Below are 14,277 nucleotides of genomic sequence, written 5' to 3'. Positions count from 1 at the left end.
GCTAGGACTTACTTTGAAGCTTTCAGGTTGAGCACAATAATTGGACATACCCTGGAGAGATCTAATTAATTTTGGACATCGAAGAAGAAACTAAAAGTTAGTTAGCTTTTAGGAAACTTTCAGATAAAAGGACAGGTGGTAAATAGCATTGGTATTTCTATGCTCTTTACTGCCTGTCTAATTTTGTTTATAAACTTAATAATAGTGAAGATTATAAGTGAAAATGAATTTTAATCGTTAGATATCATAAGTTTTGTGGTAAAATGAAGTTAAAATTAGCATAATATATCTTAGAGTATTAAAGATATAAATTTAGCCAATGTTAACGATTAAATAGCATAAGAGATAGTTATTTTAAGCCAAGTTATAAAAAACCAAAATATATATGTGAATATGGAGGAAAGAAAAATGTATAAAATCATTGATAAGCGAGCATTAGCACCACAAATATTCTTAATGGATATTGAAGCACCAAGGGTTGCAAAATCTGCAAAACCAGGACAATTTGTAATTATCAAAATGGACGAAAAGGGTGAAAGACTACCACTAACAATATCTGATTATGATGTTGAAAAAGGGACTGTTACAATAGTAGTTCAGACAATAGGTTCTTCAACAAAAGCAATGGAAAACTATGAAATTGGTGAATCTTTCTCAGATTTCGTAGGACCACTAGGTCAAGAATCAGAATTAATGCATGAAAGTATTGAAGAATTAAAAAATAAAAAAATTGTATTTGTAGCTGGTGGACTCGGAACAGCTCCAGTTTATCCCCAAGTTAAATGGTTAAGTGAGCAAGGGGTAAAGGCTGATGTAATAATAGGTGCAAAAGCTAAAGATTATGTAATTATGGAAGAAGAAATGAAGAAAGTGGCAGGCAACGTTTATCCATGTACTGATGATGGTTCTTATGGATATAAGGGACTTGTTACAAATAAACTAAAAGAATTAGTTGAAGTTGAAGGCAAAAAATATGATTTAGTTGTTGCTATAGGACCAATGATAATGATGAAATTTGTTTGTAAATTGACTGAAGAACTTGGAATAACAACTATTGTAAGCATGAACCCTATTATGGTTGATGGAACAGGTATGTGTGGAGCGTGCAGACTTACTGTAGATGGTGAAGTTAAATTTGCTTGTGTAGATGGACCAGAATTTGATGGCCACAAGGTTAATTTTGACGAGGCTATGAGAAGGCAAGCAATGTACAAAACACAAGAATTGTCCAGCGGTGAAATAATGAAAGCAGGATGCGGTTTAGGAGGTACTAAATAATGGATAGAATGAAACAAACTAAAATATCAGAACAAGATCCAAAGATAAGAGCAACTAACTTTGAAGAAGTATGCCTTGGCTATACAGAAGATGAAGCAGTTCAAGAAGCTACTAGATGTTTAAATTGTAAAAAACCACTTTGTGTTGGAAAGTGTCCAGTAGCAATAGATATCCCAGGGTTTATTCAACATGTTAAGAATAGAGAATTTGAGCAGGCTGCGAAGGTAATAGCAAAATATAGTGCACTACCAGCTGTTTGTGGAAGAGTCTGTCCACAAGAAACTCAATGTGAAAGCAAATGTATATTAGGAATAAAGGGAGAATCTGTTGCAATTGGTAAACTTGAAAGATTTGTAGGAGATTATTCAAGAGAAAACAATGTGGACCTTTCAGAAACAAAAGCTAAAAGTGGAAAGAAAGTTGCTGTAATAGGAAGTGGTCCTGCTGGACTTACTTGTGCAGGAGATTTAGCTAAAGAAGGTTATGATGTAACAATTTTTGAAGCACTTCATGAAGCTGGCGGAGTTTTAGTATATGGAATTCCAGAGTTTAGATTACCGAAAGAAACAGTTGTTAAACATGAAGTTGAAAACGTTAAAAAATTAGGCGTTAAAATAGAAACAAACGTTATTGTAGGAAGAACTGTAACTATAAACCAGTTAATGGAAGAAGAAAACTTTGAGGCTATATTTATTGGTTCAGGTGCAGGACTTCCAATGTTCATGGGAATACCTGGAGAAAACCTAAATGGTGTATTCTCTGCTAATGAATTCTTAACTAGAAATAACTTGATGAAAGCATTTAAAGAAGGATACCAAACTCCTATAAGAGCTGGTAAGAAGGTTGCTGTTGTTGGTGGCGGAAACGTTGCTATGGATGCTGTACGTACTGCTGTAAGATTAGGTTCAGAAGGACACATAGTGTACAGAAGATCAGAATCAGAACTTCCAGCAAGAGTTGAGGAAGTTCATCATGCAAAAGAAGAAGGGGTTATAATGGATTTACTTGTGAATCCAATTGAAATCCTAGGAGATGAAAAGGGAAATGTTATAGGAATGAAGTGCATAAGAATGGAACTTGGAGAACCAGATGCTTCAGGTAGAAGAAGACCTGTTGAAATAAAAGGTTCAGAATTCACAATGGATGTAGATACAGTTATTATGTCTCTAGGTACATCACCAAATCCATTAATTCCTTCAACAACTGAAGGATTAGAAATTAACAAGTGGAAGTGCATAGTTGCAGAGGAAGAAACAGGACTTACTTCTAAGGAAAAAGTATATGCTGGTGGAGATGCTGTTTCAGGAGCGGCTACAGTTATATTAGCTATGGAAGCAGGAAAGAAAGCAGCTAAAGCTATAAATGAAATGTTAACAAAATAATAAAGCTACATATAAATGACCCCATAAACTAATGTTTATGGGGTCATTTATATGTAATCAAAGTTTAAGGAAAAAGGAGAATTAGGTAGCAATATTTACATATGTAGACGTATTCACGAAAATATATATGTTGTCACTATTGACAAAAGTGTAGCACATTGTTATAAATAATAGGTACATATAACTTAGCAGTGCATATTATTTAGTATATAGGATAGTTTTTATCAAGAAAAGTAATATTGAGATGTTAGAAATATGTATAGAGTTAATATTATATAAAAGTTGTGTAACATAATATATAAAATGATGGGGATATAGGAGGGTAATATAACATGAGTATAAAAATTGCTATTAATGGATTTGGTAGAATAGGAAGAGTGGTGCTAAGGATTGCACAAGAAAATTTATTTGACGGTGCAGAAATAGTTGCCATAAATGCAAGAGCAGATGCAAAAACGCTTGCACACCTTTTTACCTATGATTCTTGCTATGGAACATTTAAAGGTGAAGTAGAAGTGCAAGATAATTCATTAATAATAAATGGTAAAGAAATAAAAGTCTTTAACGAAAAAGAAGCTAAGGATTTACCTTGGAAGGAAATGGGTGTTGATATAGTTATAGAATCAACAGGGAAATATAATGATAGGAAACAAGCCATTCAACATATCGAAGCAGGTGCAAAAAAAGTAGTGATTACTGCACCGGCTAAAGATGAGGATATAACAATAGTTATGGGAGTTAATGATGAAAAATACGATCCGCTAAAACATCATATAATTTCAAATGCGTCTTGTACTACTAACTGCCTTGCACCCTTTGCTAAAGTATTAAATGAAAAGTTTGGCATAGTGGCAGGAAGTATGACCACAATACACTCATATACTAATGACCAACAAATATTAGACAAAACTCATAAAGATTTAAGACGATCAAGGGCTGCAGGAGAGTCAATAATTCCTACAAGCACTGGGGCTGCAAAAGCTCTTGCAAAGGTAATTCCGAACCTTTCAGGTAAAATAGATGGATCATCATTAAGAGTGCCTACAGCAGCAGTATCTATAACAGAACTTGTATGTGAGATGTCTAGAGAGATAACTGTAGAAGAGGTTAATAATGCATTCAAATATGCATCAAAGCACGAGCTTAAGGGCATATTAGGATATTCAGAGGAGCCCTTAGTATCTATCGATTATAAAGGTGATTCTAGATCATCTATAGTTGACGGACTTTCAACCATGGTTATAGGAAAGAAAATTTTAAAGGTACTGTCATGGTATGATAATGAATGGGGATATTCAGCAAGGGTAGTAGATTTAATAAATCTTGTGGCAAGTGAAATAAACAAGTAAACCAATATGAGAATGTTAATATAACTAACCATAATTAGTATTTAACTTAAGGAATTATTTTTGAGTAAATAAAAAAACAAAATGCAGTTCATAAGGCTTAAGGAAAAGCTGGTAATCTAATAGTATTAACCATTTTAATGGTTAATACTATTAGATTACCAGCTTATTTTTTTAGGCTGGTAGCCTTTTTCATAAGACTTAAAAATATAAAATAAATATAATACTTTAAAATAATTTGGTATAATAAGTTTACATACTAGAAACTTATTATTAAAGAATATAGATTAATATATTCTTTAAAAATTAACGTGGAGGGATAATAAATATGTTAATGGATAAAATAAACAAATATTACACTAAGGAATATGACCTTAATTGCTCAGAGGTAATGATTTATGCTGCTAGTGACGAATATAATATGAATTTAAAAAGTGAAACATTTAAAACTATGTCATCCTTTGGTGGTGGAATGGGTATTGAGAGCGTATGTGGAGCTATAACAGGTCCATTAGCAGTTATAGGTATATTATTCACTAAAGAAAGAGCACATGAAGGAGCAACTCATTAGTTGTATAAAATATATACGAATGTACTCAAACATGTACAAATGTAATATTTTATTCAAATAAAGCTCCCTACATTCGTAAAGAGTGTAGAGTGCGTTTGTATAGACGCCAAAACTCCTTTAATTGCTGGAAGTCCCTAAAGACTAATTAACCACAACGTAGATATGAAACAAAATCAAGCGTGATGGTGACGAAAGTAGAAAAAATAATTAGTATGGTGCAAGGTTAAATCCTAAACACCAAACAACTTTGTAAAAGTTGTAATAATGGGTAATCAGCAGCTAAGACTCAAATAGAGTAAAGTTCAACGACTAGAGAGAAATCTCGTACCTGCAAGTGTGGGGAAATGGGGAGAATCCTATTATGTCTATTATGCAATAGTTCCTATTATGCAATAGGGAAATAGGATTGTGATATAGTCTGTGCTTATATGAAAGTATAAGAAGTTCATAAGAGAACTGCATAGAATTAACGAATTTATGTGAACACTCTAAAAATAATGTATAAGTGTAAATTATATAATTTAGACAACCGTATTTTAAAGTTTTATAATGATCAGCTATTTTTCTAAATCTTTAGCAATTAAATTATAAACGTAATTACTTACAGAACATTGTTCTTTATCGGCTTTTAATTTTAGGTTTTTATTTATCGCGCTTAGAATAGTTGTTTTAATTCTTATATTGTTTTTGCTTATAGCTATTTATATACCCTCAATAAAATATTTTATATCATAAGAAAAAAATATCGATAAGATAGGCGACTTATGATAATAATAAAATATAAAGAGGTGAAGATAATGGATACTATAATAAAAACTGTTAAGCAATATTCCTATGAATTAGACGAAGTTACTTTAAAAGAATTAAAGTTCATAGCAAATCAATATAAGAATGTTAAAAACTATGTTTATTCAAGGTTTAGTGGCATCAATAGTATTCCATTATTAGGTAAGGAAAGACAAATAAGAGATGAATGGGTAAAAACTAAATTTGCAGAGCAGTGGAAGTTACCTGCGAGATATTGGAAGTTAGCTTTAAGTGAAGCTATGGGAAATATAAAATCTCAATGGTCTAATATTAAAAGAAGAATTAGAGAACAAATTAAAGTAAATGATAATTTATCAAATGAAGATAAGCATTATATTAATTATATTTTAAAGTTTGATAATTATTATTACAAAGTATTAACTAATCAAATTTTCAATATTCCTAAAATATTTCAAGATAAGCAGTTAAATTATAAATATCTTAAGAACTTGATTAAAAGATATACAAGAAAATATAAAGGGAATATACCTTATTCTAAAATAGGTGCTACTTTTTCAATAGACACAGGTTTATATTCATATAAAGATGGACATATAAATATAACCTGCATAAAAAGAGGAAAAAGGTTACCCGTTAGATTAACTGATAGTAATGTTAGAAATAGTACCTTAACAGTTAAAATAATAGAGAATAAAGTAGAAATTCATTGTCCTTTAAAAATAAAACCTAAAGATAATAATAATCAAGAGAATGTTATAGGAATAGATAAAGGATATAAATATTTATTTGCAGTATCCAGTGGTAAATTTTACGGTGAAAATCTTAATAGTTATCTAAGTAAAGAGACTGAAAGATTAAATAAAGTTAATAAAAATAGAAATAGATTTTGGGCTTTATATAATCAGTATTTAGAAGAAGGTACTATTAAGAACGCTAATAGAGTAAAAGAAAGTAATTTAGGTAGAGTAAAATACAATCATAATAAAGCTAAACATGACCAAACAGTTAAATCTTATATAAACTATTCATTAAATCAATTAATAAAAGAAGAAAAACCAACTGAAATAGTAATGGAACAATTAGATTTTGCTAATTGGAATGATAAATATCCTAAAAGTATAAAAAGAAAATTATCAAGATGGATTAAGGGTTATATAAGAGAAAGACTTGAATATAAATGTGATTTAAATAGCATTAAATATAGCTATATAAATCCAGCGTATACCTCTAAGGTTTGTAATGTTTGTGGTGAGTTTGGCGTGAGAAGTGATGATGTATTTACTTGTTCTAAATGTGGAAAAAGTCATTCAGATACTAATGCAAGTAAAAATATATTAAAAAGAAAATATGATAAGGAAATTACGTTATACACAAATTATAAGAAGGTTAAAGAAGTTTTAGAAAATAGATTAAATCATCATCGACCATGCTGAAATATTAACGACTTCAGAAGGCCATTAAAACTCTTACTTAAAAAAGATGAGGCTTTCCTTCTGAAATGTCGTTAAAAGCAAATTAGTGATTTTAAAAAGAATATTTAATCACAAATGTATGTATCTTCTGTGAAAACAGAAAGCATGTATTTTATCAGAAATGAGGGTTGAATAAATCTTTTAGGTATAAAATTTTAAAATACGGTTGTAGGAAGTAGAGTAATATTTGCATGGAAGAAGTGCCTATGAAATATCACTGGTACAACCAAGGCTTAAAACTATCATAAGATAGAATAAGTGCGAACTATCTAATTGAGTACATTTGTACACATTTTTAGAACCAGATAGGGTTAAAAAGCTATGTCAGGAATTCTTCCAAAGGTTTGAAGAAAAACTAGGTAGTAATAACTGTGCTGAGCTTAAAGCAAAATACAGAAAAGAAGATACAGGCTGTAGAGTAATCATTGAAGCAGCTGCGCAAATATTAGATGATATTGTAATAAGAGAATTGCAGGCCAATAATTAATCTTAGTGAAGGGGAAAAATCATGGATTATAAAGAGATTGAATCATTTAATGAAGGCATTATCATAAAGGGCGTAAAGAACTTTGAATTAGACCATATATTTGAATGTGGGCAATGTTTTAGATGGGATAGGGGGTCTAATGGGAATTATATAGGAGTGGCGTATGGTAAGGTAATAGAGATAGAAAAGAAAAATGATGAAGTAATAATATATAATATAAATGAAGAAGAATTTGATAAGCTTTGGTGTGATTATTTTGACCTTAAAAGGGATTATACAGTTATTAAGAAGAAGTTTCAAAAGGACCCTCTTCTTAAAAAGTCTGTTGATTTCGGATATGGTATCAGGCTGCTTCAGCAAGAACCCTTTGAACTTACCATATCATTTATAATTTCTTCAAATAATAGGATACCTATGATAAAAAGAGCCATAAACAACTTGAGCGAAAAATGGGGAAAACCTATTGAGTATAAGGGCAAGACCTACTATACATTTCCAAACATTTCAGATTTAGAGAGTGCTTCTGTAGAAGAAATTGCTACTTGTGGTCTAGGGTTTAGATCTAAATACGTAAGAGATACTGTTCATAGAATACATACTGGTGAAGTAAGTTTGGAAACTATTAAATCAGAAGAAGATGATATTTGTCATGAAGAATTAAAAAAGCTTAATGGCATTGGTCCAAAGGTGTCGGACTGTATTATGTTGTTTTCTATGCAAAAATACTCTGCTTTCCCTGTGGATGTTTGGGTTAAAAGAGCAATGCAATTTTTTTACTTAGCACCAGATGTATCTCTGCCAAAGATAAGGGAATTTGCTAGAGACAAATTTGGAAATTTGGCAGGTTTTGCACAACAATATTTATTTTATTATGCGAGAGAAAATAATATTAAAATAGAGTAAAATAGCAAATACTAAGGATAGAATCAGGATACATAAGTCTATGTAAGCAATTAATAACATGAAGATAAAGAGGATAAAAGACGATGAAAAGTATATGGGATACTCTTAGAATAAAAGCTTCGTCAATGAAACAATATATAGTGCTATTAGTAGTTTTGGTATTTTTCATATATATTGGTTATGAATATTATTTTAAGTATTCATACATATTAAAGGATCCCAACGTGTTGAAAGAAGTTATTCTTTCTTATGGGAACTTTAGTATTTTAGTTTTTATTTTTATGCAGGTTTTACAAGTAGTTGTTTTTTTTATTCCTGGAGAATTCATACAGATTGCTGGAGGGTACATTTTTGGCACTTTCATAGGTGGATTAATATCATTAATTGGTATTACATTAGGAAGCACTATAGCATATTTCATTTCTAATAGATATGGTAAACCTATTGTAGAAAATCTGATATTAAATAAGAAGATAAGACTCTTTAAAAAGATATTAAATGCAGGAAGTAAAAATGTTGTTGTATTTATGTTTTACTTAATACCTGGAATACCAAAGGATGCGCTGGCATATATATGTGGAGTGTCAAATATTTCTTTTATGAATTTTTTGATATATTCTACATTGGGTAGGGTTCCAGGAATCTTTATTTCATCCTTTTTTGGTCAAAAGATATATGCACGGGATTTTACAAGCTTAATCATCATAGGTATAACAATGGTGCTAGTGTCAATAATAGGAATACTTAAAGGGGATACTATAATTAAAGCAATTGTTAAAAAGAAAAAGACTTATTAGAAATCTAATAAAGTCTTTTATCTTAATAAAATGCTACAAAGAGTGTAGCTTTTTATGTTGAGCCTTATATATACGCCTAAAAATTATACTGGTTACAATAATTAAGCCAATTATCAATAATGCACAATGAAAGAAGAAATCCTGTGGGAGGATACTTATTATTGGGTCATATTTAATATCAAATAACCAGTAGTCGTTGTTAAAGAAGATTTTATGAAAAGCTGTAAAGCTTTTATCAAAATTAATTAAGAAGGGTATAAGTAATATCACGGGTAAGACTAAAAGGACGATTGAACTAGTTAACAAGTAATTTATTTTTTTGTATCTATTATTTAAAAATACACCAATGATACTTATCAATATGGAGAATGCTAGCATTACTTTTAATTTATCGAATATTACTTTAACCTCTTTAAAATGGGTTTTACCATTATCAGAGGAAGGTAGTGTTGGAAGATTAAACTCCTCTGTTTTATTCTGAGTTAAATATGTAATTACATAGTCATAATTGGCTTTTAGTTCATTTTTATTTAAACCAGAAGATTCCTCGATATTTAAAACATCAATATCTATATAATATAATGGTTTAAAAATCAATGTAAAGTTTACAATCAAAGCCATAAAGGAAAAAGTGAAACATAAGATAAAAAAGGTTTTCAATAAGAAATTAAAGAATCTATTTATTGTATCCATAAAATCACCCCTATTTAGTGATTTTAACAATAAACATAAGTGTTTTCAAGAACAATCTGAATAATTTGATGATAATGAAATATATTAAAAGGTAATAAGAATATGGAAAAGACATAAAAGCAGGGAATGTAGAGAAAAAACTAGAAAAGCTCTAAAAGTGGGTGATATATAAACATAACTTGATTTTTTGAGCATAAATGGTACAATATATAGTGTAGAGCAATTTGATATTATTATAATTATTAATTATGATTAGAAGTATAAGATGCGTTAGCACTCAATTGTATTGAGTGCTAACAAAACCAAAAAATATATAAGGAGGGGTTTAAATGAACATTAGACCACTTAGTGATAGAGTATTAATAAAAAGAGTAGAAGCAGAAGAAACTACAAAAAGTGGAATACTGCTTGCTGGAGCTTCAAAAGAAAAACCACAAGAAGCTGAAGTAGTGGCAGTAGGACCAGGAAAAATTGAAGATGGAAAAGAAATTAAAATGGAAGTTAAGGTAGGGGATATAGTATTATTCTCTAAGTATTCTGGAAGTGAAATAAAATATGATGGTACTGAGTACATCATATTAAAGCAAGAAGAATTATTGGCTATAATTGAAAAATAAATTTAATAAAACGCAATAATAATTAAGTTTAATCTTTGAAGTAAATTTAATTATTAGCGTAGAGGAGGGTTTAAAATGGCTAAAAGTATATTGTTTGGAGAAGAAGCAAGAAGAGCTATGCAAAGAGGTGTAGATAAACTTGCAGATACAGTTAAAATTACATTAGGACCTAAAGGTAGAAATGTTGTTTTAGATAAGAAATTTGGAGCACCTTTAATAACAAATGATGGTGTTACAATAGCTAGAGAAATAGAACTTGAAGATCCATACGAAAATATGGGAGCGCAGCTTGTTAAAGAAGTTGCTACAAAGACAAATGATGTAGCAGGAGATGGAACAACTACAGCTACACTTCTTGCTCAAGCTATTATAAGAGAGGGTTTAAAAAACGTTACAGCTGGTGCAAACCCTATGCAAATAAGAAATGGTATAAAAATGGCCGTAGATGTTGCAGTTGAAGAAATTAAAAAATCTTCTAAACCAGTTAGCGGCAAGGAAGATATATCTAGAGTTGCGTCAATTTCAGCAGGAGACGAAGAAATTGGAGCTCTAATTGCTGATGCTATGGAAAGAGTAGGTAATGAAGGTGTTATAACTATAGAAGAATCAAAATCTATGGGAACTGAACTTGATGTAGTTGAAGGAATGCAGTTTGATAGAGGATACCTAAGTGCATATATGGTTACTGATTCAGAAAAGATGGAAGCTAATCTTGATGAACCATACATTTTAATAACTGATAAGAAAATTACAAACATACAAGACATACTTCCAATACTTGAGCAAATTGTTCAACAAGGAAGAAAATTATTAATAATTGCTGAGGATATTGAAGGCGAAGCTTTAGCTACATTAGTTGTTAATAAGCTAAGAGGAACCTTTACTTGCGTAGCTGTTAAAGCACCAGGCTTTGGTGATAGAAGAAAAGAAATGCTTCAAGATATAGCAATCCTAACAGGTGGAGAAGTTGTATGTGAAGAATTAGGAAAAGAATTAAAAGATGTTACCCTTGATATGCTTGGAAGAGCAGAAAGTGTTAAGATATCTAAAGAAAACACTACTATAGTAAACGGAAAAGGTGAAAAGAATTCAATTCATGATAGAGTTTCACAAATTAAGAGACAAATCGAAGATACTACTTCGGATTTTGATAGAGAAAAATTACAAGAAAGACTTGCAAAACTTGCAGGCGGAGTAGCTGTAATAAAAGTTGGAGCTGCATCTGAAACTGAACTAAAAGAAAGAAAACTTAGAATAGAAGATGCTCTTGCAGCTACAAAAGCAGCAGTTGAAGAGGGAATTGTTCCTGGTGGTGGAACAGTTTATATTAATGCTATTTTAGAGGTTGCCAAATTAGCATCAGATATAGTAGATGTTCAAGTAGGTATTAATATAATAAAAAGAGCTTTAGAAGAACCATTAAGACAAATAGTTACAAATGCTGGTGCAGAATCTTCAGTTATAATTGAAAAGGTAAGAGAAAGTGCAGGAGAAGCTGGATATGATGCATTACGTGGAGAATTAGTGAACATGATAAAAGCGGGAATTGTTGATCCAACAAAAGTTGTAAGATCAGCGCTTCAAAATGCAGCATCAGTTGCAGCAACATTCTTAACAACAGAAGTTGCAGTAGTAGATATCCCAGAAAAGAATCCAGCACCAATGGGTGCTCCAGGCATGGGAATGGACGGAATGTACTAGAAGCAATATAATTAATAATTACAACTATTATTGTAAATATATAAAAGCAAAAGAGTTAACTAGGCGATGCTTAGTTAACTCTTTTATTTGTTAATTAGTGTTATACGATTACATTCACTGTGTATGCTTTTAGCTTATCTAATTTGGATTTGAAGTTTTAATATTTTTTCTCAAATAGTTCAAAAAACTTATTGACAAATGTTTAAGCATTAACTATCATGGTAATAATAACTTTAAAAAACAATAACTCGCCTCATATATCCCTTGAATATGGCAAGGAGTATCTACCGGGAGCCGCAAATTCCCGACTATGAGTAATTTTGGTATGATCTTATTTTAGGCATGCTAGTTTTACTTTAGTCAAAGTAGGATTAGTATGCCTTTTTATGCTATCTTTCTTGTGTATGCGACACATAATAGATTACAATATAAACTGGTGTTTTTAAGATGCAGCATATAGCGTTGTGAGTGTAAAATTTAGATTTTACAGTCACAAACCTATATTAAGAGAGATACTATTAGTTACTCTCTATTGCTTAGCAGCCTTTACTAGATAGTTTTAAATGCTTAATGTACCCATTACCTTAAGTGTTTAAAGCTATCAAAATTTTTATCATTATATTTAAGCAGTTTTATAATTATAAATTTCTTTTTAATAATTATAAATTTAAAGGATTATAAATTACATAGGGAATATGTATTTTATGTATAAAGTAGGTTAAATAAATATGTATAGTGCAAACTATACAACATAGAATAGAAGGGGTGTTGATTAAATGGCAAAAATATTAAAACAAGCATATACTTTTGATGATGTATTGCTAGTTCCTAATAAATCTGAAATATTACCTAGGGATGTTAGTTTAGTTACTTATCTTACAAAGAAAATAAAACTTAATATACCTCTAATGAGTGCAGGAATGGATACTGTTACCGAGTCTAGAATGGCTATTGCTATGGCTAGAGAAGGCGGAATAGGTATTATCCATAAAAATATGAGTATTGAAAAACAAGCTATCGAGGTGGACAGAGTTAAAAGGCAAGAAAATGGTGTAATTACAGATCCTTTTTTCTTATCACCAGACAATACTTTAGAGGATTCATTAGCATTGATGAGCAAATATAGAATCTCAGGAGTTCCAATTACAACAGATGGCAAGTTAGTTGGAATAATTACTAATAGAGATATACTTTTTGAAACTGATTATACTAAAAAAATTAAAGATATAATGACAAGTGAAAAGCTAATTACTGCACCTGAGGGAATAAGTATGGATGAAGCTAAAAACCTACTTAAAAAACATAAAATAGAAAAGTTACCTCTAGTAGATGGCAAAAACAACTTAAGAGGCCTTATAACTATTAAAGATATAGAAAAAACAATAAAATTTCCAAGTGCAGCGAAGGATTCTAGAGGAAGATTATTATGCGGTGCAGCTGTTGGTGTAACTGCTGATATGATGGAGAGAGTAGATGCATTAGTAAAAGCTGGAGTAGATGTAATAACTATAGATACAGCTCATGGTCATTCACTAGGAGTAATGGATGCGGTAAGAAAGATAAAAGCTGAATATCCGGAGCTTCAAATAATTGCAGGAAACATTGCAACTGCAGAGGCAACTAGAGATTTAATTGAGGCAGGGGCAGACTGTGTAAAGGTAGGAATTGGACCTGGATCAATTTGCACTACAAGAATTGTAGCAGGAGTAGGAGTTCCACAACTTACTGCAGTTATGGATTGCGTAGAAGAAGGGAATAAATATGGAGTACCTGTAATTGCAGATGGTGGTATTAAGTATTCAGGAGATATAGTTAAGGCACTAGCAGCAGGAGCTAAAGTTGTAATGATGGGCTCTATGTTTGCAGGATGCGAAGAAGCACCTGGTGAAATCGAAATGTACCAAGGAAGAAGCTATAAGGTATATAGAGGCATGGGTTCTTTAGGAGCTATGGCTTGTGGAAGTAAAGACAGGTACTTTCAAGAAGGAAATAAAAAGCTAGTACCAGAAGGTGTAGAAGGAAGAATACCTTTTAAGGGAAGCGCTATAGAAACAATATATCAAATGATAGGTGGAATACGTTCAGGAATGGGATATCTAGGTTCTGAATCCCTAGAGAAATTATTTGAGACTGCAACATTTGTTACTCAAACCTCAGCTGGGCTAAGAGAAAGCCATCCACATGATGTAGCTATTACAAAAGAAGCACCAAATTATAGTACTAGTAGCTAATTAAAACAATTAAATACATAGGAGGAATCAC

The 14,277-nt window shown here is 31.0% G+C and carries 12 protein-coding genes and 2 riboswitches; of the genes, 11 read left to right on the top strand and 1 reads right to left on the bottom strand.

The genetic code is table 11. From position 1 onward, the window contains the following. Window positions 1–41 precede the first annotated feature (41 nt). Window positions 42–145, top strand: a riboswitch (glycine riboswitch). 263 nt (window positions 146–408) lie between these two features. From LGK97_RS10540 to LGK97_RS10505, 8 genes are all read left to right on the top strand, one after another. Further along, a complete protein-coding gene (locus LGK97_RS10540; protein WP_226259726.1) occupies window positions 409–1,278 on the top strand; it encodes a sulfide/dihydroorotate dehydrogenase-like FAD/NAD-binding protein in 870 nt (289 codons plus the stop codon). Then, window positions 1,278–2,660, top strand: a complete 1,383-nt coding sequence (gltA, locus tag LGK97_RS10535) for an NADPH-dependent glutamate synthase (RefSeq protein ID WP_226259725.1) — start codon at window positions 1,278–1,280, stop codon at window positions 2,658–2,660. Before LGK97_RS10540 ends, gltA begins: the two co-directional genes overlap by 1 nt. 332 nt (window positions 2,661–2,992) lie before the next feature. Further along, complete coding sequence (gap, locus tag LGK97_RS10530; protein WP_226259724.1) at window positions 2,993–4,009, top strand: type I glyceraldehyde-3-phosphate dehydrogenase; 1,017 nt, start codon at window positions 2,993–2,995, stop codon at window positions 4,007–4,009. 325 nt (window positions 4,010–4,334) lie between these two features. After that, on the top strand, window positions 4,335–4,577 hold the full coding sequence (locus tag LGK97_RS10525) for a C-GCAxxG-C-C family (seleno)protein (RefSeq protein WP_226259723.1): 243 nt from the start codon (window positions 4,335–4,337) through the stop codon (window positions 4,575–4,577). A gap of 797 nt (window positions 4,578–5,374) precedes the next feature. Next, a complete protein-coding gene (locus LGK97_RS10520; protein ID WP_226259722.1) occupies window positions 5,375–6,778 on the top strand; it encodes an RNA-guided endonuclease TnpB family protein in 1,404 nt (467 codons plus the stop codon). Between the two features lie 322 nt (window positions 6,779–7,100). After that, complete coding sequence (locus LGK97_RS10515; protein ID WP_226259721.1) at window positions 7,101–7,304, top strand: C-GCAxxG-C-C family (seleno)protein; 204 nt, start codon at window positions 7,101–7,103, stop codon at window positions 7,302–7,304. A gap of 21 nt (window positions 7,305–7,325) precedes the next feature. Continuing rightward, window positions 7,326–8,207: a DNA-3-methyladenine glycosylase family protein gene (locus tag LGK97_RS10510; protein ID WP_226259720.1), complete on the top strand. Its 882-nt coding sequence runs from the start codon at window positions 7,326–7,328 to the stop codon at window positions 8,205–8,207. Window positions 8,208–8,290: 83 nt separating this feature from the next. Next, entirely contained in the window at window positions 8,291–9,004 is a 714-nt protein-coding gene (locus LGK97_RS10505) for a TVP38/TMEM64 family protein (protein WP_226259719.1), read from the top strand. Between the two features lie 33 nt (window positions 9,005–9,037). Here the strand turns inward: LGK97_RS10505 and LGK97_RS10500 are convergent, their stop codons facing one another. Next, the gene (locus LGK97_RS10500) at window positions 9,038–9,697 is read right to left on the bottom strand and encodes a TIGR01906 family membrane protein (RefSeq protein ID WP_226259718.1); all 660 of its coding nucleotides are present in this window, start codon (window positions 9,695–9,697) and stop codon (window positions 9,038–9,040) included. A gap of 329 nt (window positions 9,698–10,026) precedes the next feature. Here LGK97_RS10500 and groES point away from each other — a divergent pair, with 329 nt between their 5' ends. The 3 genes from groES (at window position 10,027) to guaB (ending at window position 14,246) form a co-directional block, all read left to right on the top strand. Continuing rightward, complete coding sequence (gene groES / locus LGK97_RS10495) at window positions 10,027–10,314, top strand: co-chaperone GroES (RefSeq protein WP_226259717.1); 288 nt, start codon at window positions 10,027–10,029, stop codon at window positions 10,312–10,314. 75 nt (window positions 10,315–10,389) lie between these two features. Next, window positions 10,390–12,015: a chaperonin GroEL gene (gene groL, locus LGK97_RS10490; RefSeq protein ID WP_226259716.1), complete on the top strand. Its 1,626-nt coding sequence runs from the start codon at window positions 10,390–10,392 to the stop codon at window positions 12,013–12,015. Between the two features lie 233 nt (window positions 12,016–12,248). Beyond that, window positions 12,249–12,346: riboswitch (purine riboswitch) on the top strand. A gap of 445 nt (window positions 12,347–12,791) precedes the next feature. Further along, window positions 12,792–14,246, top strand: coding sequence for an IMP dehydrogenase (gene guaB, locus LGK97_RS10485; RefSeq protein WP_226259715.1), 1,455 nt, complete (start codon window positions 12,792–12,794; stop codon window positions 14,244–14,246). Window positions 14,247–14,277: the final 31 nt, after the last annotated feature.

It is taken from the genome of Clostridium sp. CS001 (genome assembly GCF_020443565.1).
GTDB lineage: Bacteria > Bacillota > Clostridia > Clostridiales > Clostridiaceae > Clostridium_AD.
This window is presented reverse-complemented; position numbering and strand designations above follow the sequence as displayed.

Excerpts from the sequence above, each read along its gene's own strand:
- LGK97_RS10540 (WP_226259726.1), top strand. The coding sequence starts at position 409 with ATGTATAAAATCATTGATAAGCGAGCATTAGCACCACAAATATTCTTA.
- gltA (WP_226259725.1), top strand. The coding sequence starts at position 1,278 with ATGGATAGAATGAAACAAACTAAAATATCAGAACAAGATCCAAAGATA.
- gap (WP_226259724.1), top strand. The coding sequence starts at position 2,993 with ATGAGTATAAAAATTGCTATTAATGGATTTGGTAGAATAGGAAGAGTG.
- LGK97_RS10525 (WP_226259723.1), top strand. The coding sequence starts at position 4,335 with ATGTTAATGGATAAAATAAACAAATATTACACTAAGGAATATGACCTT.
- LGK97_RS10520 (WP_226259722.1), top strand. The coding sequence starts at position 5,375 with ATGGATACTATAATAAAAACTGTTAAGCAATATTCCTATGAATTAGAC.
- LGK97_RS10510 (WP_226259720.1), top strand. The coding sequence starts at position 7,326 with ATGGATTATAAAGAGATTGAATCATTTAATGAAGGCATTATCATAAAG.
- LGK97_RS10505 (WP_226259719.1), top strand. The coding sequence starts at position 8,291 with ATGAAAAGTATATGGGATACTCTTAGAATAAAAGCTTCGTCAATGAAA.
- LGK97_RS10500 (WP_226259718.1), bottom strand. The coding sequence starts at position 9,697 with ATGGATACAATAAATAGATTCTTTAATTTCTTATTGAAAACCTTTTTT.
- groES (WP_226259717.1), top strand. The coding sequence starts at position 10,027 with ATGAACATTAGACCACTTAGTGATAGAGTATTAATAAAAAGAGTAGAA.
- groL (WP_226259716.1), top strand. The coding sequence starts at position 10,390 with ATGGCTAAAAGTATATTGTTTGGAGAAGAAGCAAGAAGAGCTATGCAA.
- guaB (WP_226259715.1), top strand. The coding sequence starts at position 12,792 with ATGGCAAAAATATTAAAACAAGCATATACTTTTGATGATGTATTGCTA.